At 68.9% G+C, this 24,894-nt stretch carries 20 protein-coding genes; 9 read left to right on the top strand and 11 right to left on the bottom strand.

The window, feature by feature from the left end; all coding sequences use genetic code 11:
* Positions 1 to 142: 142 nt before the first annotated feature.
* The gene (locus tag H5395_RS08120) at positions 143 to 1,114 is read left to right on the top strand and encodes a P1 family peptidase (protein WP_182792067.1); all 972 of its coding nucleotides are present in this window, start codon (positions 143 to 145) and stop codon (positions 1,112 to 1,114) included.
* A gap of 61 nt (positions 1,115 to 1,175) precedes the next feature.
* On the opposite strand, the gene H5395_RS08115 is transcribed toward H5395_RS08120, so the two are convergent.
* Positions 1,176 to 1,877 (bottom strand): SH3 domain-containing protein, encoded by a 702-nt coding sequence (locus H5395_RS08115; protein WP_182792066.1) that lies wholly within the window; start codon positions 1,875 to 1,877, stop codon positions 1,176 to 1,178.
* A 157-nt stretch (positions 1,878 to 2,034) separates the two neighbouring features.
* On the opposite strand from H5395_RS08115, the gene H5395_RS08110 reads away from it, so the two are divergent.
* Entirely contained in the window at positions 2,035 to 3,513 is a 1,479-nt protein-coding gene (locus H5395_RS08110) for an NAD-dependent succinate-semialdehyde dehydrogenase (protein WP_182792065.1), read from the top strand.
* 261 nt (positions 3,514 to 3,774) lie between these two features.
* Here the strand turns inward: H5395_RS08110 and H5395_RS19450 are convergent, their stop codons facing one another.
* Together H5395_RS19450 and H5395_RS08100 are read right to left on the bottom strand one after the other, a co-directional pair.
* The gene (locus tag H5395_RS19450; protein WP_182792064.1) at positions 3,775 to 5,979 is read right to left on the bottom strand and encodes a M10 family metallopeptidase C-terminal domain-containing protein; all 2,205 of its coding nucleotides are present in this window, start codon (positions 5,977 to 5,979) and stop codon (positions 3,775 to 3,777) included.
* 105 nt (positions 5,980 to 6,084) lie between these two features.
* Entirely contained in the window at positions 6,085 to 7,245 is a 1,161-nt protein-coding gene (locus H5395_RS08100) for an acetyl-CoA C-acyltransferase (RefSeq protein WP_182792063.1), read from the bottom strand.
* Positions 7,246 to 7,326: 81 nt separating this feature from the next.
* Between H5395_RS08100 and H5395_RS08095 the strand changes: the two genes are divergently transcribed.
* On the top strand, positions 7,327 to 7,674 hold the full coding sequence (locus H5395_RS08095; protein ID WP_182792154.1) for an STAS domain-containing protein: 348 nt from the start codon (positions 7,327 to 7,329) through the stop codon (positions 7,672 to 7,674).
* Positions 7,671 to 8,198: an ATP-binding protein gene (locus H5395_RS08090; RefSeq protein WP_182792062.1), complete on the top strand. Its 528-nt coding sequence runs from the start codon at positions 7,671 to 7,673 to the stop codon at positions 8,196 to 8,198. The genes H5395_RS08095 and H5395_RS08090 overlap by 4 nt, the downstream gene beginning before the upstream one ends.
* A 6-nt stretch (positions 8,199 to 8,204) precedes the next feature.
* On the opposite strand, the gene uvrC is transcribed toward H5395_RS08090, so the two are convergent.
* The 3 genes from uvrC to H5395_RS08075 form a co-directional block, all read right to left on the bottom strand.
* Positions 8,205 to 10,076: an excinuclease ABC subunit UvrC gene (gene uvrC, locus H5395_RS08085; RefSeq protein WP_182792061.1), complete on the bottom strand. Its 1,872-nt coding sequence runs from the start codon at positions 10,074 to 10,076 to the stop codon at positions 8,205 to 8,207.
* A 300-nt stretch (positions 10,077 to 10,376) separates the two neighbouring features.
* Positions 10,377 to 11,156 carry an SDR family oxidoreductase gene (locus H5395_RS08080; protein ID WP_220494907.1) on the bottom strand — a complete coding sequence of 260 codons (780 nt, stop codon included), beginning with the start codon at positions 11,154 to 11,156 and terminating at the stop codon, positions 10,377 to 10,379.
* 105 nt (positions 11,157 to 11,261) lie between these two features.
* The gene (locus H5395_RS08075) at positions 11,262 to 12,068 is read right to left on the bottom strand and encodes a S49 family peptidase (protein WP_182792060.1); all 807 of its coding nucleotides are present in this window, start codon (positions 12,066 to 12,068) and stop codon (positions 11,262 to 11,264) included.
* Positions 12,069 to 12,522: 454 nt separating this feature from the next.
* On the opposite strand from H5395_RS08075, the gene H5395_RS08070 reads away from it, so the two are divergent.
* The 4 genes from H5395_RS08070 to cysW are packed head-to-tail and all read left to right on the top strand — an operon-like array spanning position 12,523 to position 16,210.
* Positions 12,523 to 13,572, top strand: coding sequence for a sulfate/molybdate ABC transporter ATP-binding protein (locus H5395_RS08070; protein ID WP_182792059.1), 1,050 nt, complete (start codon positions 12,523 to 12,525; stop codon positions 13,570 to 13,572).
* Between the two features lie 12 nt (positions 13,573 to 13,584).
* Positions 13,585 to 14,583, top strand: coding sequence for a sulfate ABC transporter substrate-binding protein (locus H5395_RS08065; RefSeq protein ID WP_182792058.1), 999 nt, complete (start codon positions 13,585 to 13,587; stop codon positions 14,581 to 14,583).
* Complete coding sequence (cysT, locus tag H5395_RS08060; RefSeq protein WP_182792057.1) at positions 14,580 to 15,431, top strand: sulfate ABC transporter permease subunit CysT; 852 nt, start codon at positions 14,580 to 14,582, stop codon at positions 15,429 to 15,431. Before H5395_RS08065 ends, cysT begins: the two co-directional genes overlap by 4 nt.
* Entirely contained in the window at positions 15,428 to 16,210 is a 783-nt protein-coding gene (cysW, locus tag H5395_RS08055) for a sulfate ABC transporter permease subunit CysW (protein ID WP_182792056.1), read from the top strand. The genes cysT and cysW overlap by 4 nt, the downstream gene beginning before the upstream one ends.
* Before the next feature lie 619 nt (positions 16,211 to 16,829).
* On the opposite strand, the gene H5395_RS19445 is transcribed toward cysW, so the two are convergent.
* The 5 genes from H5395_RS19445 to H5395_RS08030 all read right to left on the bottom strand — a co-directional run bounded on the left by H5395_RS19445 (position 16,830) and on the right by H5395_RS08030 (position 23,039).
* Positions 16,830 to 17,612 (bottom strand): cytochrome c1, encoded by a 783-nt coding sequence (locus H5395_RS19445; RefSeq protein WP_370576416.1) that lies wholly within the window; start codon positions 17,610 to 17,612, stop codon positions 16,830 to 16,832.
* Between the two features lie 981 nt (positions 17,613 to 18,593).
* Positions 18,594 to 19,919, bottom strand: coding sequence for a cytochrome b N-terminal domain-containing protein (locus H5395_RS08045; protein ID WP_182792055.1), 1,326 nt, complete (start codon positions 19,917 to 19,919; stop codon positions 18,594 to 18,596).
* A gap of 11 nt (positions 19,920 to 19,930) precedes the next feature.
* Entirely contained in the window at positions 19,931 to 20,503 is a 573-nt protein-coding gene (gene petA / locus H5395_RS18845; RefSeq protein ID WP_182792054.1) for a ubiquinol-cytochrome c reductase iron-sulfur subunit, read from the bottom strand.
* A 196-nt stretch (positions 20,504 to 20,699) separates the two neighbouring features.
* Entirely contained in the window at positions 20,700 to 21,389 is a 690-nt protein-coding gene (locus H5395_RS18840; RefSeq protein ID WP_182792053.1) for a hypothetical protein, read from the bottom strand.
* A gap of 102 nt (positions 21,390 to 21,491) precedes the next feature.
* Positions 21,492 to 23,039: an MORN repeat-containing protein gene (locus tag H5395_RS08030; protein WP_182792052.1), complete on the bottom strand. Its 1,548-nt coding sequence runs from the start codon at positions 23,037 to 23,039 to the stop codon at positions 21,492 to 21,494.
* A 157-nt stretch (positions 23,040 to 23,196) separates the two neighbouring features.
* Between H5395_RS08030 and H5395_RS08025 the strand changes: the two genes are divergently transcribed.
* On the top strand, positions 23,197 to 24,861 hold the full coding sequence (locus H5395_RS08025) for an NAD+ synthase (protein WP_182792051.1): 1,665 nt from the start codon (positions 23,197 to 23,199) through the stop codon (positions 24,859 to 24,861).
* The last annotated feature ends 33 nt before the right edge of the window (positions 24,862 to 24,894 follow it).

Here is a 24,894-nt window from a genome sequence, read left to right as displayed (position 1 = left end):
ATCTAGGGTGCGGGATGGTGTTGCACAACGGCTTGCAAGGGCGGGTGGTTCGGCGCGAGGTTCCGGCTGCCGTCGCCGGACCGGGGCGCTGCCCCATCGTCGCATACGACGATCCCGGAATATGTGGACAAAGGAGAATGGCATGCAGCCGGGACCGTCGAACCTGATCACCGATGTCGAGAGCCTGCGGGTCGGGAACGCGCAGGATGCGCGGCTGAAGTCGGGCGTCACGGTGCTGACCGCCGACGAGCCTTTCGCCTGCGGGGTCCATGTGATGGGCGGCGCGCCGGGAACGCGGGAAACCGACCTGCTGGCGCCCGACAAGATGGTGCAGGCGGTGGATGCGCTGGTGCTGGCGGGCGGCTCGGCCTTCGGGCTGGGGGCCGCGGAGGGCGTGATGGCAGGCTTGCGGGCGGCGGGCCGGGGGTTCGCAGTGGGCGAGGCGCTTGTGCCCATCGTGCCGGCGGCGATCCTGTTCGACCTGCTGAACGGCGGCGACAAGGGGTGGGAGGACAGCCCTTATCCGGCGCTGGGGCGGCGGGCGTTCGAGGCGGCCGCTTCGCAGTTCACCTTGGGCACCGCAGGGGCGGGCACGGGGGCGATGACGGCGCGGTGGAAAGGGGGCCTCGGGTCGGCCTCGGCGGTGCTGGAGGACGGGACGACCGTAGGGGCGCTGGTGGCGGTCAACGCGCTGGGGTCCGTCACGGCGCCCTCGGGGCAGTTCTGGGCCGGGCCATGGGAGATGGGGGCCGAGTTCGGCGGCGTTAGCCTTGGCGGGCCGTTCGATCCGGGCCACGAGCCCGGCCCCGAAAAGCGGCAGGGCGAGGCCACGACCATTGCCATCGTCGCGACCGATGCGGGCTTGGACAAGGCGGCGCTGACGCGGCTGGCGGTGGCGGCGCATGACGGGCTGGCGCGGGCGATCCTGCCCTCGCACACCCCCTTTGACGGGGATCTGGTCTTTGCCGTCTCGACTGGCCGCCGCCCCGCCGATCCCTTTCGGCTTGGCCATGCGGCGGCCTGCACACTGGCGCGGGCGGTGGCGCGGGCCGTCTACGAGGCCACGCCTGCGCCCGGCGACCGCCAGCCCTGCTGGCGCGAGTGGCGGGGATGAAAAGGGGGCGAGGCACATGGCCCCGCCCCTGTTTCGCCTTGGGAGAGGGAGGCCCCGGCGATCAGCGATAAACGTAGACGATGCGGCGTTCGTCGTTCACCAGCACGGGCAGTTCGTTGACGACCACATAGCGATAGTCCGACTGGCCGGGAACTTCATACAGCGTCACCGCGTCCGGGATGCCCGCGCCGACGACGACCTCGCCGTCCAGGATCACCGGCTGCTGCGGGTTGGCGGTGATGTAGGTGCGGACCTCGGGCGGCGGCTCGGGGGTCGCCACGTTGCCTGCCGTTCCGCCGAGGGCCGCGCCCACAAGCGCACCGACCGGACCGCCCACGACCGCGCCCATGGCAGCACCACCCGCCGCGCCGACGGCGGTGTTCTGGCCTTCGACGGGGTTCTGGGCGGGCGCCTCGATCACGGTCACGCCGACGGTCTGGCGGTTCTCGTAAAGCGGCTGCGGCTGCTCACCGACCTGCGCGGTCAGGTAGTCGCCATAGGCCCAGCCCTCTTGCCCGTTGTAGGTGACCTGGCACCAGTTGGCCGTCTCGATGCAGCCCGCGACAGACACCTCGTCGCCATTGGCGATGACGCCGAGGATCGAGGCGGTCGATTGCGGGCCAGACCGCAGGTTCAGGTCGGTCGCGGCCGTCGCCGTCGTGGGCGCGCCGCCGGGAGACAGGGCAGGTTCGGCGGTCTGCGCGAAGGCAGCCCCCGCCATGGTCAGCGCGGCAATGGTCGTGGTCGCAAAGAACGTCCGCATGAAATATCTCCGTCATGGTCGGGGCGCTTGCCCCTTGGATGCGGTAACAATGCCGGCCAAGCGGGCACGGTTCGTTCACGTTCCGGCGAACGCTGGACAATGGCGGCGCGGGTGCTCACCTTGGCGCGGAAACGGAACCCTGCCCCGGAGACCCGCCATGACCGCCCATTCGACCGACCTGCGGACGCTGCTGAAGGACCCCTCGCTGCTGGAAACCCGCGCCTTCGTGGCGGGCGAGTGGGTGGACGCGGACGACGGCAAGACCTTCGAGGTGAAGAACCCGGCCCGCGGCGACGTGATCGCGCAGGTGGCCGACCTGTCGCGCCCCGAAGTCGCCCGCGCCATCGAGGCCGCGCATCAGGCCATGAAGGACTGGGCCGCGCGTCCGGCCAAGGAACGCGCGCAGGTCCTGCGCCGCTGGTTCGATCTGATGATGGAGAACCAGACCGATCTGGGCACCATCCTGACCGCGGAACAGGGCAAGCCCCTGCCCGAGGCCAAGGGCGAGATCGCCTATGGCGCCAGCTTCATCGAGTGGTTCGGCGAGGAGGCCAAGCGCGTCTATGGCGAGACGATCCCCGGCCACATGGCCGACAAGCGCATCACCGTGCTGCGTCAGCCGATCGGGGTCGTGGGCTCGATCACGCCCTGGAACTTCCCCAACGCGATGATCACCCGGAAATGCGGCCCCGCGCTGGCCGTGGGCTGCGGATTCGTCGCCCGTCCTGCCGCCGAAACGCCGCTGTCGGCGCTGGCGCTGGCGGTGCTGGGGGAACGCGCCGGGCTGCCCAAGGGCATCCTGTCGGTGGTCACGTCCTCGCGGTCCTCGGACATCGGCAAGGAGTTCTGCGAGAACCCGCTGGTGCGGAAACTGACCTTCACCGGCTCGACCGAGGTCGGCCGCATCCTGCTGCGGCAGGCGGCGGACCAGGTGCTGAAATGCTCGATGGAGCTTGGTGGCAACGCGCCCTTCATCGTCTTCGACGACGCCGACCTCGATGCGGCGGTGGACGGGGCGATGGCCTCCAAGTTCCGCAACAACGGCCAGACCTGCGTCTGTGCCAACCGCATCTACGTGCAGGCCGGCGTCTATGAGGAGTTCGCCAAGCGTCTGGCAAAGGCCGTGGACAAGCTGACCGTGGGCGACGGCCTCAAGGACGGCACCACCACCGGCCCCCTGATCAACGCCGATGCCGTGGAAAAGGTCGAGGAGCATATCGCCGACGCGCTGGACCGCGGCGCGCAGGTCGTCACCGGCGGCAAGCGCCACGACCTCGGCGGGTCGTTCTTCCAGCCGACCGTGGTGACGAACGTGCCCGCCGACGCCAAGGTATCCACCGAGGAAACCTTCGGCCCGCTCGCGCCGCTGTTCCGCTTCGAGACCGAGGACGAGGTGGTGGAAAAGGCCAACGACACGATCTTCGGCCTTGCCGCCTATTTCTACGCCCGCGACGTGGGCCGGATCACCCGCGTGCAGGAATCGCTGGAATACGGCATCGTCGGCGTGAACACCGGCATCATCTCGACCGAGGTCGCCCCCTTCGGCGGGGTCAAGCAGTCGGGTCTGGGCCGCGAGGGCTCGCGCCACGGGATCGAGGACTACCTTGAGATGAAATACGTCTGCCTGTCGGTCTGACAGAGGCAAGTCCCGGCAATGACCCGCCCCTGCGGGCTACCGCCGGGGCCTTCCTCGCTGAAAGGCTTCACCGGACCCGCCCGGCGCAAGGACAGCCATGACGGCCGCTGTCCGATCCGCCTCCTGTCCGGCCGCCACCGACATAGTCAGGAACCGCCCGAAGAAGGCTTCGGACGGTTCCAGATATCCTCGGGGGGAATCGCCGCAAGGCGATGGGGGGCAGACAGCCCCCCTGCTGCAGCAGGGCAGGGCGGCGGCGCGTCAGGCGATCAGCAGATCGTCCCGCAGCGCGTCCAGCGTCATCCCGTCGATCCGCAGCACCCCGCCTAAGATGTCCAGGCTCACCCCGCCGCCGCTTTCGCTTGTCCGCGCGTCCAGGTCCCCTGCGGAAAGTCCGGCCGTCCGCGCGCCGTCGATGCGGATCGCGTCCAGATCGTCCTGAAAGTCCAGAACCCGCCCGGTCTGCCCGGCGGTGAAGACAAAGACATCGGCGCCGCCGCCGCCGGACATCTCGTCCCTGCCGCCGCCGCCGATCAGCAGGTTGCGGGCGCCGTTGCCGATCAGGACATTGTCCGCGGCATTGCCGGTCACCTGCACCGCAAGATCGCCCTCGACCACCACCTTCTCGACATGGGCGCCCAGAACGATGTCGTGGCGGGTGATGACGGTGTCGAAGCCGCCGCCCGCCGCCTCGACAATGGTGTCGAAGCGGTCGCGCAGATACAGGTCGTCGCCGTCGCCCCCGACCAGCCGGTCCGCGCCCGCGTTCCCGTCCAGCGTGTCGTCGCCCGCCATCCCGAACAGGGTGTCGTTGCCCGCGGCCCCCGACAGGTAGTTCGCCTGGCTGTTGCCCGCCACCGTGTTCGCCCCGGCATTGCCGGTCCCGTATTTCGCGAAGGACTGGATCAGCAGCAGCGCCTCGAGATGCTCGGCCAGCGTGAAGTTGACGGTGGCGCGCACGCGGTCGATGCCGCCATCCGCCGCCTCGACCAGCCGGTCCAGCGCATCGGCGATGTAAAGGTCGTCGCCGGTCCCGCCCGCCAGCAGGTCGGCGCCTGCGCCGCCTTCCAGCGTGTCGTTGCCCTGATGGCCGTGGATCGTGTCCATGCCGGCCCCGCCGATCAACCAGTTCGCCGCCGCGTTGCCCCGGATCAGGTCGTTGCCGCTGCCCGCGACCAGGTTCTCGATCACCGTGCCTTGGGCGATCGAGAGGTTGCCGGTCAGCCCGTAGACGCTGGAAACCGCCCCGCCCCGCAGGTCGATGCTCTGCGCCGTCCGGTCGGACCCGAGCCGCAGCCAGTCGGTGCCGCCCTGGTCGAAGATCGTCATGGTCACGGCCGCGCCCGCCACCATCAGCCCGTTCGCCACCCCGAGGGCGCCCGCGACCGTGCCGCCCTCGCCCCAGACAGAGTTGCCGTCGTTGAGGCCGCGCGGCGTGCCATACAGGTCATGCACCGCGATGATGTCGGCCCTCATCGGGGTCACGGCATAGGCGTAGCTGGCGTCGATCACCGTGTTGTCGGCCTGACTGAAATAGGACATGAGCGAGGCCTGCCAACTGTCGTTGGCATAAGCGTTGTCGGTGCCGAAACTGGCGCTGCCGTTATAAGGGCCGGCATGGCCCAGGCCCAACGCATGGCCGATCTCGTGCAGGCAGGTCTGGTAGAAATAGCTGTCGAAGCCGGCCTCTGGCCCCTCGGCCCAGTCCGCCGGGATGTTGATCAGCGCCGAGACGACAACCGCATCGCCCGCCGTCGGCATGGAATAGGCCCCGCCGGGGTCGTCGTTGACAAAGCGGATGCTGGCCGCTTCGCCCGCGCGCGAGGCGGTGTCGAAGCGCAGTCCCGTCACCTCGGACCAGGCGTTCAGCGCCATCCGCGCCATCCGCTGCTCGGCCGCGCCCAGGTCCGAGATGTCGCAGCTCAGGACCGAGCCCTGCCGCGCGTCATGGGCATGGCGGAAATAGCCGTGATCCGCCCAGAAGCCGTCGGTCAGGTAGCGTGCAATCTCGGTCATCGTCAGCACGTCCGATCCGGGGCCGGGTCCCGGCCGGGCGGGCCCATGGCTGATCCGGTAGCTGCCGGCATGGGCGGAAAACCCGCTGGCCACGAGGTAATGGATGCCGCTGGAGGTCGCGGTATAGGTGAACTCGGAACGTTCCAGCGCGCCCGCGTCGTCGCTGTAGGCAAGGCTCGCGCCCTCTGCATCGACCAGCTCAAGCACGGTGTCGGCCAGCGAGATACCGTCCATGCGGAACGTCCGGCTCTGTCCCGCCGTCAGGGTGACGGCGATCCAGTCGGTGTCGCCGGCCGTCCCGATGCTGCCCTGGAAGACATCGCCCTCGGGCAGGAAATAGCGGGTGCCACTGTCCGACCGCGCGTCCCCATCCTCGCGGATCGTGGCGTGAGAGGGCGCATGATCAAGGGCGGGCGGCGGCAAATTCCCCCGGAACGACGCTGCGGCCACGGCATGATCTCCGGCTGGACAAGGCGATGCCGCAGGGGCGGCACCTTGGTCCATCATATCCTGATGGGCAAGCCCGGCAAGCAGGTCGCAACCCCCGCGGGTGCGTCACAGCATCTCGACCGCCAGCGCCGTGCCTTCGCCGCCGCCGATGCAGATGGCGGCGATGCCGCGCATCTTGCCCTGCTGACGCAGGGCGTTGATCAGCGTGACGACGATCCGCGCGCCCGAGGCGCCGATGGGATGGCCCAGCGCGCAGGCGCCGCCGTTGACGTTCACGCGGTCGGGCGACAGGCCCATCTTCTGCATGAAGGCCATGGGAACCACGGCGAAGGCCTCGTTCACCTCCCACAGATCGACGTCGTCCTTGGACCAGCCGAGCTTCGCCAGCAGCTTTTCCGCAGCCGGCACGGGCGCGGTCGGGAACTCGGCCGGGGCCTGCGCGTGGCCGGCATGGCCCACGATCCGGGCGATGGCGCCCTTGGGATCGTCCGACAGCACCAGCGCCGCCGCCCCGTCCGAGATCGAGGACGAATTCGCCGCCGTCACCGTCCCGTCCTTGCGGAAGGCGGGCTTCAGCGTCGGGATCTTGTCGGGCCGCGCGTTGCCGGGCTGCTCGTCGGTGTCCACCACGGTCTCTCCGCCGCGGGTCGCGAGTGTCACCGCCACCACTTCGTCGGCAAAGCGGCCCTCCATGATCGCCGACTGGGCGCGGGTCAGGGAACGCAGCGCGTAGTCGTCCTGCGCCTGCCGGGTGAACTGGAATTCCTCGGCGCAATCCTCGGCAAAGGTGCCCATCAGGCGGCCCTTGTCATAGGCGTCCTCCAGCCCGTCGAGGAACATGGAATCCATCACCTGCCCATGCCCCAGCCGCGCGCCGCCGCGCATCTTGGGCAGCAGGTAGGGCGCGTTGGTCATGCTCTCCATGCCCCCCGCGACGATGGTCCGCGCCGAACCCGCGCGGATGGAATCCGTGGCCTGCATCACCGCTTGCATCCCCGATCCGCACATCTTGTTCAGCGTGACCGCAGGCACCGACTGCGGCAGCCCCGCCCCCAGAGCCGCCTGCCGGGCCGGGGCCTGCCCCTGCCCCGCGGGCAGGACGCAACCCATCAGCACCTCGTCCACCTGCGCGCCCTCCACGCCCGCGCGCGACAGCGCCCCGGCGATGGCGGCGGCGCCCAGTTCGGGGGCGGTCAGGGGCGACAGGACGCCCTGCATCCCCCCCATGGGGGTGCGGACGGCGGCATGGACATAAACCTCGGTCATCTGGTTCTCGCGTGCTTACGGGTTGGTAAGGAATCCGCGCTAACCATGGTCGCAACGAAGGATTCGCTGCAAGGGGCCGGGATGAACATCACGATCGAGGAGATCGAGGGCGGCGTGCGCGCCCGCGTCGGGGAAACGCGGCTGGACGCGGCCATTTCGATCCGCTTCAAGGACCGTCTGCGGGAAATCATGTCGCGCCACGGGCCATGCCTGCTGCTGGACCTGTCGATGGTGACATTCATGGACAGTTCCGGCCTTGGGGCGATCCTCGCGATCCGGCGGGCGCTGCCGCCGGGCCACCGGATCGAGCTTGCCGGCCTGACCCCCAACGTGGACCGGGTGTTCCGGCTGACGCGGATGGACCTGGTCTTCACCATCCACGGCAGCGCGACCGATGCCGTGGCGCAGGCGGAAGGAACCCCGTCATGAGCCGGGTCGAAGCCGCCGCGCCGATGTTCCACCGCATCCTCGACGCAAACCCCGCGGCGGTGCAGCGGGCGCTGATCGATGCGCGCGACAGGTTCGCGGGCGCGGTCCCGGACGACGCGCTGGCGCGGATGGAACTGGTGATGGCCGAGATCCTCAACAACATCGCCCAGCACGGGACCGGGACGGGGAAAGAGCCGGCGGCGGACAGGCCGCGCCACCCGCCGGTCACGATCCATGTCACCGTCACCGGCCACGCGGGCGGGCTGGCCTGCGCGATCAGCGACAACGGCCCGCCGCTGCCATCAAGCTGCTTGGCGGGGCCGGAACAGCCGCCCTCGCCCCAGCTTGCGGCGCTGCGTTCGGGCGGGTTCGGTTGGGTCATCATCCGCGACCTCACCCGCTCGCTGTTCTACTTCCGCGAACGCAGCCGCAACGTGCTGTGCTTCAACATCCCCCGGCGCGAGGATGACATCCCCCTGCAGGGCGGCGATCCACCGGTCGTGCGGGCGGCCGGCGCGGCCTGACGCGGCTCAGTCCCCGGAGTGGAAATGGTCGTGGATGGCCTTTGCCATCGCCGCCGAGATGCCCGGCGCGGCCTGCAGGTCGTCAAGCCCCGCCCGCGCCACCGCCTTGGCGCTGCCGAAATGCGCCAGCAGCGCGCGCTTGCGGGACGCGCCCACGCCTGCGATCTCGTCCAGGGGGTTCGCCATCACCTGCTTCGTCCGCCGCGCCCGGTGGGTGCCGATGGCCCAGCGATGCGCCTCGTCGCGCAGGCGCTGGGTGAAATACAGCACCGGATCGTTCATCGGCAGCGCCTTTGGCCGATGGCCGGGACGGTGGAACTCCTCCTTGCCGTGGTCGCGGTCCTCGCCCTTTGCCACGCCGATCATGGGGATATCCTCGACCCCCATCTCGGCCATGATCCCGGCGACGGCAGAGACCTGCCCCGCGCCGCCGTCGATCAGCAGCAGGTCGGGCCAGGCTTCGCTCTGGCGGTCGGGGTCTTCCTTCAACAACCGGGAAAAGCGGCGCGTCAGCACCTCGCGCATCATGCCGAAGTCGTCGCCCGGCGTGATCTCGGTGCCCTTGATGTTGAACTTGCGGTACTGGCTTTTCATCCAGCCCTCGGGACCCGCGACGATCATACCGCCGACCGGGGCCGCGCCCTGGATGTGGCTGTTGTCGTAAACCTCGATCCGGCGCGGGACCACGGGCAGGTCGAAGGCCTCGGCCAGCCCCTCCAGCAGCCGCCGTTGCGTGGCGCTTTCGGCCAGGCGGCGCGCAAGGCTTTCCCGCGCGTTCCGCAGAGCGTTCGCGACCAGCGCCGCCTTTTCGCCCCGCTGCGGCACGCCCACCGCCACGCGGCGGCCCGCGCGGTCCGACAGCAGCCGCGCCACCAGATCCTGGTCCTCGGTCCCATGGCTCAGCAGGATCAGCCGCGGCGGCACCTTGTCGTCGTAGAACTGGGCGAGGAAGGCCTGCATGATCTCCTCGGCCGACTCCGACCCGCCGGTGCGGGGATAGAAGTCGCGGTTCCCCCAGCTCTGGTTGCCGCGGATGAAGAAGACCTGCACGCAGGCCTGCCCCGCCTCCATGTGCAGCGCCACGACATCGGCCTCGGCCACGCCCTTGGGGTTGATCGCCTGCACCGACTGCACGGCGGTCAGCGCCTTGATCCGGTCCCGCAGGGCGGCGGCGCGTTCATATTCCATCGCTTCCGCCGCCTCGGCCATGTCCTCGGCCAGCCGCGCCTGCACCGAGGTGGAGCGCCCCTGCAGGAAGCGTTCCGCATCCGCGACCAGCTCGGCATAGGCCCCTTCGTCGATGCGGCCGACGCAGGGGGCGCTGCAGCGCTTGATCTGGTGCAGCAGGCAGGGCCGCGTGCGCGCGGAAAAGGTCGCGTCCGTGCAGGAGCGCAGCAGGAACACCCGCTGCAATTGGTTCAGCGTCCGGTTCACCGCCCCCGCGCTAGCGAAGGGTCCGTAATAGTCGCCCTTTTCCGACTTCGCGCCCCGGTGCTTCTTGATCTGCGGGAAGGGATGCGCTTTTGCCACGAGGATATTCGGGAAGGACTTGTCGTCCCGCAAAAGCACGTTGTAGCGCGGCTTCAGCTGCTTGATGAGGTTCTGTTCCAGCAGCAGCGCTTCGGTTTCCGTGCGCGTGGTCAGGAACATCATGGAGGCCGTCTCGCGGATCATCCGCGCGATGCGCCCCGAATGGCCCGAGGGACGGGCATAGTTTGACACCCGCGCCTTCAGGTTGCGCGCCTTGCCGACGTAAAGCACTGCGCCTTGGGCATCGAGCATGCGGTAGACGCCGGGGCTGGAGTCCAGCCTGCGGCAGTAATCGGCGATCAGCCGGTGGCCGGTCAGCGCGTCAGGGGTGGGGGCAGAGTCGTCCATGTGGCCTAGAAAGTGATTCCGCTCTCAGCCCGCAAGTGCGGGGTGGATGCAACCGGATTTGAGTCCACCGATTTTGTGGATAAGTTTGTGGAACGCCTGCGGAGCAACATCGCCCCGATCAGGATTCACTGGGCTTTCCTTGCTTTGCCCAAAAAACAGGCACATAATCAGTCTATTGTTTTTGCTTGGAATTTTTGATCCACGCTGCAAGTCGATGTTTTCCTATGAAGAATCATGAACCTTGCATGACGGCCCGCGCCGGCGTGGACAAACTGCCGCGGCGTCAACGTCGCGCGGGAATCAGCCGCCGATGATGTCGGGGGTCCGCCAGCCCAGATGCTGCCCGCCATCCACGCAGATCAACTGCCCCGTCACCGCCCTAGCGTCGAGCAGATACAGAAGCGCCCGCACGATATCCCCGGCATCCGCGCCCCGCTGCAGGATGGTGCCGGCACGCTGGCGGGCAAAGTGGTCCTCGCTTTGCCGCGCCCCCTGCATGGTGGGGCCGGGGCCGATGGCATTGACGCGAACATGCGGCGCCAGCGCCTGCGCCGAGGTGCGGGTCAGCGCCCACAGCCCCGCCTTGGCCAGCGAATAGGTCATGAAGGCCGGCGTCGGCTTCAGCACCCGCTGATCGATCATATTGACGATCAACCCATGCGCGACCGGCTCGCCCTCTTGTTCCGGCGCGGGCGGCAGTTGCGCGGCGAAGGCCTGGGTCAGCACGAAGGGCGCCCGCAGGTTCGAGCCGATATGACGGTCCCAGCTTTCGCGGGTCGCGGTCGCCAGCGTGTCATATTCGAAGACCGAGGCGTTGTTGACCAGCACCGTGAGCGGTCCCATCGCCTGCGTCACCGCAGGGACAAGGCTCTGCGTGGCATCCTCGTCCAGCAGATCGGCGTGGAAGGCCTGCGCGCGGACGCCGAAGGCGCGGGTCTCGGCGGCGGTGGCCTCGGCCTCTTCGGCCGAGCCGTTGTAGTGGATGGCGACGTCCTGGCCGCGTTCCGCCAGCGCCAGGGCCATGGCGCGGCCCAGCCGCTTTGCGGCGCCGGTGACCAGCGCCACGCCCTCAGCGGCCAAGGGGCAGGCCCAGAAGGCGGGCGATCAGGCGGCGGAAGCCGGGGCCGAAGGCCAGCGCCATCGCCACCATGATCAGCAGGAACAGGATCACCACCTTCAGCATTCTCAGTCCCCCGGCGTCAGCCGCACGAAGGCGGCGCGTTCGGCCGCCGCGTCGATGAAATCGCCCGCCGAGATGCCGAAGCGCCGCAGGAACGGCACCCGCTGGCTATAGCCCTGGAACCGCACCTTGTCGCCGAAAAACTCGCGCATCACGGGTTCCAGATGGCCGATGCCGTCGGCAAGGCCGAGGGACACGGCCTCGCGGCCGACCCAGACATCGCCGGTGAAATAGTCGCGTGCGGGGTCCAGCCTGTCGCCGCGCCGGGCCTGCACCTGCGCCTTGAATGCCTCGTGGATGGGTTCCAGCAGGCGGTGCAGGCGGGCCACATCCTCGGGCTTTTCCGGGCGGAAGGGGTCGAGCCAGGACTTGGCGCTGCCGGCGGTATGGACGCGGCGCTCGATCCCCGCGCGGGAAATAAGCTCAGAAAAACCGAAGCTTGCCGAGATCACACCGATGGACCCCAGCACCGAGGACTCGTCCGCCCAGATCGTGTCGGCGGCGGTGGCAAGCCAGTAGCCGCCCGAGGCCGCGACATCCTCGACAAAGACATGGACCGGAATGTGGTGGCGGTCCGCCAGCCGCCGGATGCGGGCCGCGATCAGCGAGGACTGGACGGGCGAGCCTCCGGGCGAGTTCAGCGCAATGGCGACCGCCACCGGCTTGCCGCGGGTGAAGGCGCGGGCCAGCATCGGCGCGAGGCCCGCGTCCGACAGCCCCGCCCCGCTGCCCCGCGCGGCGATGCCGATGGCGCCCTGCAGGCGGATGACGGAAACGGTCGGCCGCCGGGGCGACAAAAAGGGGATACGCATGAGGGCGAGATAAGCTCTGCGGGAAGGCCCCACAAGCGCCGCACAGTGGATGCACAACCGATGCACGGATGATGCACAGGCGATGCAGAGGCAAGGGACCGGGTCGGTTATCCCTGAAAGCGGACGTCTGCCCCCTTGACTGCCCTTTGCAGCGCAGGTTGCGGCGGTCGCGAAGACTGGCGGTCCGGCCTTGCTTTGATGTGATCGGCACCGGGCGAAGCGGACGTTTTGCCATGCAATCTGCATCGAAGCAGCCAAGAAAAGGAAAGACTTCCCTCACTGCGGCTTTTGCAAGGATATCTTCTGCCGTTGCGCGGAATGGCGGCCCGCTTGCCGCAGATGCCGCCCCGGCCTGCGGAAAACGGTCTGATCCGGCGATTTCCCCTGTCCCGGCAATCCCTTGTTGCACCGGGCTGCGGGGGTTAGATGCCCCGATGCAAGGGAAAGGCCGCCCATGACCATCGAGATCGCGCAGATGACGAAAAGCTTCGGCAGGACCGAGGTGCTTCGAGGCATCGACCTGACCGTCGCGGATGGCGAGCTGGTGGCGCTGTTGGGGCCTTCGGGGTCCGGCAAGACGACGCTGCTGAAGATCATCGCCGGGCTTGAGTGGCCCGATGCGGGGCGGCTGGCGGTGGACGGGGCGGACTGGCTGAAGCTTGACCCGCAGGACCGCCGCATCGGCTTTGTCTTCCAGAACTACGCGCTGTTCCCGCACATGACGGTGCGCGACAATATCGCCTTCGGCCTGACCGTGCGCCCGAGGGGCGAGCGACCCTCGCGCGCGGAGATCTCGCGCCGCGTCGATGAGCTGCTGGGCTTCCTGCAGATCGAGGCGCTGGGCGACCGGCATCCGGCGCAGCTTTCGGGCGGCCAGCGGCAGCGGGTCGCCTTGGGGCGGGCGCTTGCCATCGAACCCACGGTGCTGCTGCTGGACGAACCCTTCGGGGCGCTGGATGCGGCGGTCCGGCGCGACCTGCGCCAATGGCTCCGCAGTGTCCATGACGCGACGGGCACGACCACGATCTTCGTCACCCACGACCAGGAGGAAGCCTTCGAGCTTGCCGACCGGGTGGTGGTGCTGGACGGGGGCCGGATCGTGCAGTCAGGCGACGCGGCGGCGATCCATGACGCGCCGGCATCGCCCTTTGTCGCAAATTTCATGGGCGCGACGATCGAGCTGCCCGTCGCCGTCCGGGGTGGCCGGGTGGCGGCCGAGGGGATCGAGACCGACCACCTGCCCTCCGCCCTGCCCGACGGCCCGGCGCGGCTGTTCATGCGCCCCGAGGACCTGACGCCGATTCCCGACCCTGACGGTCCCTGGACCATCGCTTCTGTCACCAACACCGGGGCGCATCTGCGGCTGGTGCTGGCGGATGCCGCGGGGACCAAGATCCCCGCCGACCTGCGCCGGCGCAGCCCCCGCGCCGCCCAGATCGCCCCCGGCGTGCGGGTGCATCTGCGCCCGGAACACGCATCCGTCTTTCCCGCTGAAACCGCCTGAAAGGGTTTTCCGATGAAACTTGGTGCAATCAAGGCGGCAGTGGCCGCGCTGGTGCTGGCGGCTTCGCCCGCCTTCGCACAGGACCGGCTGCTGAACGTCAGCTACGACATCAGCCGCGAATTGTTCGAGGCCCTGAACCCCGTCTTTGCCGAACACTGGAAGGCACAGACCGGCCGCGACGTGACCATCGAGCAGTCGCACGCGGGGTCCTCGCGGCAGGCCCGCTCGATCTTGGAAGGGCTGCCGGCGGATGTGGTGACCTTCAACCAGGAAACCGACGTGAACATGCTGGCCAAGGGCGGCATGGTGGCCGAGAACTGGCGCGAGGCTTTCCCCAACGGCGCCTCGCCCTGGTATTCAGCCCCCGCCTTCCTTGTGCGCGAAGGCAACCCCAAGAACATCCAGAACTGGTCGGATCTTGCGCGCGAGGACGTGCAGGTGGTCTTCCCGAACCCGAAGACCTCGGGCAACGGGCGCTACACCTATCTGGCCGCCTATGCCTTCGGTCTGCGCGAGAACAACGGCGACCAGGCGGCGGCGCAGGATTTCGTCCGCAGGATCATGGGCAACGTGCCGGTCTTCGACACCGGGGGGCGGGCCGCGACCCAGACCTTCGTGGAACGGGGCATCGCCGACGTGCTGGTGACCTTCGAGGCCGAGACACGCCAGATCGCCGCCCAATATGCCGACCGCGGGCTGGTGTCGATCACGCCGCCGGTCAGCCTGTTCGCGGCCTTCCCCGTGGCCGTGGTCGAGGAGAACGCCGAAAAGAACGGCACCACCGAGCTTGCGACCGAATACCTGACCTGGCTTTATTCCCCCGAGGCGCAGCGCGTGGTGGCCGAGGGCGGCAACCGCACCGCCAACGAGGAGGTCACCGCCGAGTTCGCCGACCAGTTCCCGCCGGTCGAGCTGCTGAACGTCGATGAGGTCTTCGGCGGCTGGGACAAGGTCGAATCCGAGCACTTCGCCTCGGGCGGCATCCTCGATCAGGTCTTCGTCAATCAATGAGCCTGACCCACGCCCCTGCAGTCAGGGCGCGGGCCGTCCTTCCCGGCTTTCGCCTGACGCTTGGCACGACGGTCCTGTACCTGTCGATCATCGTGCTGATTCCGATCATCGCCCTGGTCCTGACCGGGGCGGGGATCGGGGGGGCGCGGCTGTGGGACATCATCACCGCGCCGAGGACGCTGGCCTCGCTGCGGATCACCATCCTTGCGGCGGCGCTGGCCACGGTCATCAACGCCGTCTACGGCCTGCTGATGGCCTGGGTGCTGGTCCGCTACCGCTTTCCGGGGCGCAGGCTGCTGGATGCGCTGATGGACATTCCCTTCGCCCTGCCGACCGCCGTGGCGGGGCTGTCGCTGACGGCGCTGTATTCCGCCAACGGCTGGTTCGGGGCGCTGCTGGAACCTCTGGGGCTGCAGGTGGTCTATACGCTGGGGGGCATCGTGCTGGCGATGACCTTCACCTCGATCCCCTTCGTGGTCCGCGCCGTCCAGCCGGTGCTGGAGGAGCTTGACCCGGCGCTGGAGGACGCGGCGGCGAGCCTTGGCTCGCGCGGCTTCACCACCTTCCGGCGGGTGATCTTCCCCGCGATCATGCCGGCCTGGCTGGGGGGCGTCACGACCTCTTTCGCGCGCTCGCTGGGCGAGTTCGGGGCGGTCGTCTTCATCGCCGGGAACCTGCCCTTCCGCACCGAGGTCGCCTCGCTGCTGGCCTATATCCGCATCGAGGAATACGACTACGAGGGCGCCGCGGCCATCGCGCTGGTGCTGATGCTGCTGGCGCTGGCGCTGCTGTTCGTCTCGAACCTGATCCAGTTGCGCGCGGCCCGCTACGGGGCGGTCACGGCATGACGCGGGTGCTGCTGATCGGCGCGGCTTTCGTCCTGACGGCCATCATGGTGGTCGTGCCGCTGGTCTATATCTTCGTGCAGGCGCTGTCGGCGGGTTGGGGGGCTTACGTCGCCAACATCCTCGACCCCGGCACGCTGCACGCGATCTGGCTGACGACGCTGGTCGCGGTGATCGTGGTGCCGGTGACGGTGGCCTTCGGGATCGGGGCCTCGTGGCTTCTGTCCAAGTTCAGCTTTCCAGGGCGCGGGCTGCTGACCACCATGATCGAGCTGCCCTTCTCGATCTCGCCCATCATCGCGGGGATCTGCTACCTGCTGCTTTACGGCCGGCAGGGGTATCTGGGCGGCTGGCTGGCGCAGAACGACATCACCGTGCTGTTCGCCCTGCCGGGCATCGTCATGGTGACGATGTTCGTGACCACCCCCTTCGTCGTGCGCGAGGTGCTGCCGCTGATGCAGGCCCAAGGGTCGGATCAGGAGCAGGCGGCGGTGACGCTGGGTGCGGGCGGCTGGCAGATCTTCCGCCGCGTCACCCTGCCCAACATCCGCTGGGCGCTGCTTTACGGCGCGGTGCTGGCCACGGCGCGGGCGGTGGGCGAGTTCGGCGGCGTGTCCGTCGTCTCGGGCAGCATCCGGGGCAAGACCAACACCCTGCCGCTGCAGGTGGAACTGTTGTTCAACGACCTCAACATCGTCGGCGCCTTTGCCGCCGCGACGGTTCTGACGCTGATCGCGCTGGTGGTGCTGGTCGCGAAAACGATCCTCGAGCGGCAGCGCTGAAGCCTTGACCACCGTGCTGGCGTGACGCGCCGGAGCGGGGGCCAGCCCCTCGTCGGATACGACGATCCCGGGATATTTTTGCGATGAAGAAAAAACGGGATCTGCGGGGAAGGCAGTTCCTCGCGGGCGCGCGGGTCCTGTGGCCCTGGTCTTCGTCACCTCAGGAATTCGAGGCCGGGGAGCCGGGCGCGAGGGATGGCGCCCGGCGTTTCATTCCGCAGGGGAGCGTTCGGAAGGGGACAGCATAGCTCCTGCAACGCTTGCTGCCTGCAGGTCCGGCGCTTGAGCAAGCGTGCGACGGCATCACCGCTTGCAAGGCGGATCTGCGCCGCCGGGATGGCGGATGCCACGCGGTCGAGGCGCGTCGGTTCCAGGCGCGGGCTGTCGCCCGTCAGTCTTTCGATCTCTCTCCGGCATAGCGGTGAGAGGCCGGGCGGCGCTTGCATGGAACCATGCTGCAGGCGGCGCGGGAATTGCCATATCTGAGCATCGGTGCAGCCCCCTTAGGTCCGCCGGAACCATGCTGCGCATGGCGCGCGATTGCGATCCCAGCCGGCCCTTCGCAGCAAAGCAGAACGCGCCCCGAAAGGGGCGCGTTCCGGTGGTCTGCGAGAGGGCGTCAGCGACCGTCGCCCGGGACGTCCTCGCGGTGCTTGACCGGCCACCACAGGCGCTTGTTGGTCAGGAACAGCAGCACCGTCAGCACGACCAGGAACAGCACCGAGACAAGGCCCGCCTGCTTGCGCTCCATCATCTTCGGCTCGGCGGTCCACATCAGGAAAGCCGCGAGGTCCTTGGCGATGCTGTCAAGGTCGGTCGGAGCGCCGTCCTCGAAGGTCACGGCATCGTCCGACAGCGGCGGCGCCATCGAGATCCAGCCGCCGGCAAAGGCCTTGTTGCCGTAAAGGAAGGTGCCGGCCTGCTCCATCTCCTCGCCGGTGTAGCCGGTCAAAACCGAGTAGATGTATTCCGGCCCGCCCATGCCGTTGACAAGCTGGCTGAGGCCGGTGCCGTAGGGCCCGTGGAAGCCCGCCCGCGCCTTGGCCATCAGCGACAGGTCGGGACCCATCCCCTCGCCCACGACGGTCGGGAAGTTGTCGGTCGGGATGCGCGGGCGCTCTTCGCCGGTTTCGGCATCAACGACGAACATTTCCCCCGCATAGGCGCGGACCTGGTTGTCCGGCAGGCCCGGTCCGTTGGAATCCGACAGGGTGCGAAGCGGGACATACTGCAGGCCGTGGCAGCCCGCGCAGACCTCGGTATAGACCTGAAGGCCGCGCTGAAGCTGCATCTGGTCGTACTTGCCGAAGGGACCCTCGAAGCTGAAGGCGGCGTCGCGGATCTCCTGGTGGAAGGCGTGGGAATCGCCCCCGTCCGCGGCCACGTCGTGATCCGGCGGCACCTCGCCTTCGGGGGCTCCCTCGCCCGCAGGCTCGGTCGCCGCGGCGGCGTCGGCACCGCCGCCCTCGGTCTGGACCTCGTCGGGGTTCTGGATGGCGGCGGGCGCCTCGTCCGCCGGGGCAAGCTCGGCGTCGGCTTCGGCAGGCGCTTCCTCGGCAGGCGCCTCGACGGCGGCCGCATCGGCCCCGGCATCCGCAGGCTCGGCCGTGGGCACGTCGGCAGGCGCGACATCCTCGGCGGGCGAGGGCGGCACGTCGGTATCCGGCGCATCCGCCTGGGCCGCGCCTTCGGCGGCGGGAACGGGGGCGGTCACCTGCGCCTCGGTCGCAGCATCAGGCAGGCCGAAGCTGGGCGCGGCCGGGGGTTCGCCCGGTTCGGCCGTGGGCGTCGGGGTGATCACCTCGGTCCCCCGGTCCTCGACCACCTCGGGCTCGGCGCCGGTCGGCTCGGGGATGTCAGCCGCCGGGGCGGGCTGGTCGGGCGTCGCGCGGTCATCCGTCGCGGCTTCCGCGTCGGGGCTGGCCGGCGTGGCGGTGCCGTCCTGGGCCTCGCCGTCGTCGGGGGTCACCGGGCCGGGGGTCACCCCGGTGGTGTCGGCCGTCTCGCCGGTCATCTCGCCCTGGCCGATCTGGCCGGTGCTGCCGGCGCGGGGCTGGCCGGTGCGCTGCTGCACCGGGCCGGTGCCGGTGGTGTCCATCGGCGCCGAGGTGCTGGGCAGGTCCGGGGTCGCGCCGGTGAAGCCGATCGGCGGGTTCTGCGGGGCGACGCCTTCGGGGCGCGGCACGGTGCCGGTCGATTCGACCGTGCTGGTGCCGTCCCCCTGGCGGGTGACGGTGGTGCCCGGCCCCGTCGGGGCCGGCGCGGTGGTGCCGGGTTCGTTCAACGGCACCGTGATGGTCGTCTGGGCATTCGCCGCCATCCCGAAGGACAGAGCCGCGACCGCCGTGAGCGTGACGTTTCTCAGGGACATTCGCGTCTCTCCTTACTCGGCGGGGGTGGTCAGACGCTCGGAATGAGCGTTCCAGTCTTCTTCGATGGAGTTCGGGATCGGGGCCGGCCGTTCGATCACGCCCAGAAGCGGCAGGATCACCAGGAAATAGCCGAACCAGTAGGCCGAACCCGCCAGCGCGATATAGGGATAGATGCCTTCCGCCGGCATCGCCCCGGCCCAGGTCAGGACGACGAAGTCAACGGCCAGCAGCCAGAACCACCACTTGAACTGCGGCCGGTAGCGGCCCGAGCGGACCCGGCTGGTATCCAGCCAGGGCGCCAGCGCCATCACGATGATCGCGCCGAACATCGCCAGCACGCCGAAGAACTTGGCGTCGATGATCCCGAAGCTGATCCAGTTGACCGCCATCACCACCCAGACGTCAGCGGTGAAGGCGCGCAGGATCGCGTAGAAAGGCAGGAAATACCATTCCGGCACGATATGCGCGGGCGTGACCAGCGGGTTCGCCTCGATGTAGTTGTCCGGGTGGCCCAGGTAGTTCGGCATGAAACCGACGATGGCGAAGAAGATCACCAGGATGAAGGCCATCGCCAGCAGGTCCTTGATGACGAAATAGGGCCAGAACGGCAGGGTGTCGCGGTCGGCTTCCTCGCGCGAGGTGCGGCGCACCTCGACCCCTGTCGGGTTGTTGTTGCCGGTGGTGTGGAAGGCCCAGAAGTGGACGATCACCAGCGCCGCGATCACGAAGGGCAGCAGGTAGTGCAGCGAGAAGAAGCGGTTCAGCGTGGCGTTGTCCACCGCAGGCCCGCCCAGCAACCAGGTCTGGATCGTCGGGCCGATGCCGGGAATCGCCCCGAACAGGCCGGTGATCACGGTCGCGCCCCAGAACGACATCTGCCCCCAGGGCAGCACATAGCCCATGAACGCGGTCGCCATCATCGCCAGGAAGATCAGCATCCCGATGATGTAGGTGATCTCGCGCGGCGGCTTGTAGCTGCCGTAGTAGAAGTTGCGGAAGATGTGCAGATAGACCGCGAGGAAGAACAGCGAGGCGCCGTTCGCGTGCAGGTAGCGCAGGAAGTGGCCGCCGTTCACGTCGCGCATGATATGCTCGATGCTGGCGAAGGCCATGTCGACATGCGGGGTGTAGTGCATCGCCAGAACGATGCCGGTGACGATCTGCAGCACAAGGCAGAAGGTCAGCACGATCCCCCAGATCCACATCCAGTTGAGGTTCTTGGGCGTGGGAAGGGTGACGAAATCGACGATCAGGCGGACGATCGGCAGGCGCCGGTCGATCCAGCGCTCGGCCGAGGTCTTGGGTTCGTAGTCATCGGTCGGAATACCGGCGGACATCGTCGCTCTCCTCAGCCCAGCTTGATGGTGGTGTCGTCCAGGAAGGACGCAACGGGAATGGCCATGTTGGTCGGCGCCGGACCGCGGCGGATGCGGCCCGAGGCGTCATAGTGCGACCCGTGGCAGGGGCAGAACCAGCCCTGGTAGTCGCCCGCCCCGTCGCCGATCGGCACGCAGCCCAGGTGCGTGCAGACGCCGATCTGGACCAGCCAGCGGCCTTCCTCGTCCAGCGTGCGGTTCTCGTCGGCGGCGCTGGCGTCGGGGTTGTTGGCGTTCTGCGAGGTCGGGTCGATCAGCGTGGCGCCGTCGTCGGCGCGGGCGCGCTCGATTTCCTCGGCGGTGCGGTGGCGGATGAAGACCGGCTTGCCCAGCCATTTCACGGTCAGTTGCGTGCCCTCGGCGACCTCGCCGATGTCGACCTGGATCGAGGACAGGGCCTGCACGTCGGCCGAGGGGTTCATCTGGTTGATGAGGGTCCAGGCCGCTGCCCCGGCCGCGACCGCGCCGGCACCGGCTGTCGCGTAATAGAGGAAGTCCCTCCGGGTGGCGCCGTGGTCTCCTGCGTGGTCTTCAGCGTGGGACACGGTCAATCTCCAGTTCGGGGCCGACCTGCGGAGGCCGGGCCGATATGACGGGTCGGGCCGTCCGTGGACAGCCCTCGCACGGGCGGTTCTAGCGGCACCGGTTGCGCCCGTCCAGCGGGCAGCGGCGCTTGCCCTGATGCATTTGGCCGCAGGTGTGGGATTTGTGACGCGGGAACGACGGGGACAGGGCCGCGGCTCAGGCGCGGCGCGGCAGCCGGGCGGGGTCTTCGCCGTCCTTGGGCCGCGGTTCCTGCGCCCGCGCGGCGGGCAAGCGGGCGATGGCGAGCGCCAGCAGCCACCAGGCGGCAAGCTCCAGCACCTCCTCGATCCGGCCGGCATGGCCGTCGAGGCCGTCCGAGATGACGATTCCCACGTCAAGAAGCTTGCGGCCCAGCCCGTCGAGGCCCTTGGCGAAGACCACCATGACCATGGCCAGCAGGGTCGCGACGGCCGGGAATCTTCCCGCGCGCAACCCGCGCCACCAGCCCGGCCCGTTGCGGGCAAGGATGCGCCAGATGACCCAGAGCGAGAACAGGATGGCCGCCGCGCCCGTCAGCTTGAGCATCAGCGGCGCGTCGCCGGTATAGGTCCGCAGCTTCAAAACCCCGGACTCGGTGAATCGCTTGTCGAAGTCCATCTCGCGCATCGCGAAAAGCACGAGGATCGCCGGGATCTGCCAGTCGCGCCAGCCCGCGCGGCCATGGACGGCGAACCAGCAAAGGACCCCCTGCGCCAGAAGCAGGACCGAGACCGTCTCGACCGCCCCGCCTTCCTTGAAGAACTGCGCCGGCTCATCGGCCCGGAACCACCCGAAGACGAGCAGAAGCAAGGCGGCGGGGATGGTGACAAAGGCGATCAGGCGCTGCGACAGGGTCCAGCGGGGCATGGCGATCTCCGGCTGCAGAATTGCGGAGGTGTAGCAGAGGACTGCCGGGAAATGCCAGCGCCGTTCACCCGCCCCGCAGGGCAGCGCGCCGGGGCCGCGGGTTCATTCCGTATCGGAAGGGGGGACCGCGGGGCTGTCCGGGGCTGCGGAACCGGGTTCGGTCCCTGCTGCGGCCGGGGACGGCGGGGCCGCGCCCGCCGGCTCGTCGGGCGGGGTGACGGAGGGCTCGGCGGGGGCCGCACCGGCGTCCGCTTCGGATTCCAGCCGGTCGTCGTGCCACTGCCCTTCCGTCACGCGGCCGCTGGCATAGCGCATCACGCCCATGCCCTGCCGCTTGCCGGCGACGAAGCTGCCCTCGTAGACATCGCCGTTGGCGTAGGTCGCGACGCCCTCGCCGTCGATCTCTCCGGCCTTCCAGCCGCCCTCGTAGCGGAAGCCGTCGGGGGTCATCAGCACCCCCTCGCCCTCGCGTAGCCCGTCCGCGAAGCCGCCGCGATAGGTGGTGCCGTCTGGATAGGTGGCCGCGCCTTCGCCATGGCGCTGGCCGTCCTTCCAGGCCCCGGTGTAGACATAGCCGTCGGGGTGGGACATGGTGCCCAGCCCGTCGTTCCTGGCATCCCTGAAGCCGCCCTCGTAGCTGAGGCCGTTGGCATAGGTGGCCTTCCCCTGCCCCTCGATCACGCCCGCGACCCAGTCGCCCTCATAGGTGGCGCCGTCGGGATAGGTGATCTTCCCCTTGCCGTCCGGCTGGTCGGCCTTGAGCATGCCTTCGTAGACCGAGCCGTCGGGATACTGGATGCGGCCCTCGCCCTGCATCCGGCCATCGACCCAGCCGCCGTCGTAAAGATAGCCGTCGGTGCCGGTGAAGACGCCCTGCCCGTGGCGCTTGTCGGCGCGGAAGCCGCCCTCGTAGACATCGCCGTTGACGTAAGTTGCGCGGCCGTGGCCCTCGCGCCGGTTCGCGACCATGGTGCCTTCGTAGATGTCGCCCGAGGGCTGCACCAGCCGCCCCTGCCCCGACATCTGCCCCCCGGCCCAGCCGCCCTCGTAGACCAGCCCGTCCGGCATGGTCAGCTTGCCCTGGCCCGCGCGCATCCCGGCCAGCATCCCGCCTTCGTAGACTGACCCGTCGGGATAGGTGATCCGGCCCTGCCCTTCGCGCGCGCCCCGCACCCAGTCGCCGGCATAGCGGTAGCCGCCCGGCTGGGTCAGCAGGCCCTTGCCGTGGTGCAGGGCCTTGTCGAAGCCGCCCTCGTAGGTCGAGCCATTGGCATAGGTGGCGCGGCCCTGCCCGGTGATCTCGCCCTCGGCCCAGTCGCCCTCATAGGTGCCGCCGTCGGCATAGGTGATCCGGCCCTTGCCATGGGGCTTGCCGTTCTCGAACTGGCCTTCGTAGACCGATCCGTCGGGATAGGTGGCGCGGCCCTGCCCCCTGACCTCGCCGTCCACCCAGTCGCCCTCGTAGCTGTAGCCCGAGGGCAGCGTATAGGTGCCGCGCCCGTGCTGGCGGCCGTTGCGGAAGGTGCCTTCGTAGACGCCGCCGTCGTCATACTGCTTGGTGACGACGGCCTCGGCCTGCGCGTGGACCGCCGGGGCGAAAAGGGGAATCGCCAGACCGGCCAGCGCCGCGGCAAGGACTGCGGGTTTCATCGGCTCAAGCCTTTCATGGTCGCGGGTCTGCCGCCCGCCGTTTGGCCGCACCTGTAGCGCAGCGCGCAGCGCCGCGCAAAGAGAGAGGGCGCGCGGGCATCTTCACCTTCCCCCGGCGCCGCCCTATCGTCCAGCGTGACATGACCGGAGAACCGCGATGACCGACCGCTTCCGCCTGACCATCGCGCAACTGAACGCCACGGTGGGCGACCTTGAGGGCAATGCCGCCCAAGCTCGCGCCGCATGGGATCAGGCCAAGGCCGCGGGGGCGCAGATGGTCGCGCTGCCCGAGATGTTCCTGACCGGCTACCAGACGCAGGACCTGGTGCTGAAGCCCGCCTTCCTGGACGACTGCCAGCGTGTGGTGGAGCGGCTGGCCGCAGACTGCGCCGACGGCCCCGCGCTTGGCATCGGCGTTCCCTGGCGGGTCGAGGGCAAGCTGCACAACGCATGGGTCGTGCTGCAGGGCGGGCGGATCACGGCGCGGGTGCTGAAGCACGAACTGCCGCACAAGGAACTGTTCGACGAATACCGGCTGTTCGACCCCGGCCCGATCAGTGGCCCCTATGCCGTCGATGGCGTCCGCATCGGCAGCCCCATCTGCGAGGATGCCTGGTGGCCGGGCGTGTCCGAGACGCTGGCCGAGACGGGGGCCGAGATCCTCGTGGTGCCGAACGGCAGCCCTTATCACCGGAACAAGCTGGACCTGCGGATGGGCCACATGGTCGCCCGCGTGGTCGAGACGGGGCTGCCGCTGGTCTACCTGAACATGGTCGGCGGGCAGGACGATCAGGTCTATGACGGGGCAAGCTTCGTGCTGAACCCCGGCGGGCACAAGGTGGTGCAGCTTGCGCCCTTCGAGGAGGCGGTGGCCCATGTCGACTTCACCCGCACGCCGGAGGGCTGGCGGGCCGAGCGCGGCGAGATGGTCCCGCAGCCCGATGAATGGGAACAGGATTACCGGGCGATCTGCCTCGGGCTTGGGGATTACGTTCGCAAGTCGGGCTTCCGCAAGGTGCTGCTGGGCCTGTCGGGCGGCATCGATTCGGCGCTGGTCGCGGCCATTGCCGCCGACGCTCTGGGACCGGAGAACGTGCGCGGAGTGCGGCTGCCGTCCGAATATTCCTCGCAGGGGTCGCTCGACGACGCCGAGGAACTGGCGCGGCGGCTGGGCATCCGCATGGACACGATTCCGATCACCGGGCCGGTTGATGCGGTGACGCAGGCGCTGTCGGGGGTGATGGCGGGCACCGCGCCCGACCTGACCGAGGAGAACATCCAGTCCCGCCTGCGGGGCGTGCTGCTGATGGCGGTGTCCAACAAGTTCGGCGAGATGCTGCTGACCACCGGCAACAAGTCCGAGGTCGGCGTGGGCTATGCCACGATCTACGGCGACATGGCGGGCGGCTACAATCCGCTGAAGGATCTTTACAAGACGCGGGTGTTCCAGACTTGCCGCTGGCGGAACGAGAACCACCGCGGCTGGATGCAGGCGCCCGCGGGCGAGGTGATCCCGCCGGTCATCATCGACAAGCAGCCCTCGGCCGAACTGCGCCCGGACCAGACCGACCAGGACAGCCTGCCGCCCTATGAGGTGCTGGACGCGATCCTCACCGGGATGGTCGAGCGCGACGAGTCGATCGCCGACCTGGTGGCTGCGGGCCATGACCCCCAGACGGTGCGGCAGGTCGAGCGGCTGCTTTATACCAGCGAGTGGAAGCGGTATCAGGCCGCCCCCGGTCCCCGCGTCTCGCCCCGGTCCTTCTGGCTCGACCGGCGCTATCCGCTGGTCAACAGGTGGCGCGATCCGGCAGTTGATTGAACGGAAGGCCTTGGTGGACTAGATTGAGTTAGT

Origin of the sequence: Paracoccus sp. MC1854 (genome assembly GCF_014164635.1) — a bacterium.
Taxonomy (GTDB): Bacteria; Pseudomonadota; Alphaproteobacteria; order Rhodobacterales; family Rhodobacteraceae; genus Paracoccus.
This window is presented reverse-complemented; position numbering and strand designations above follow the sequence as displayed.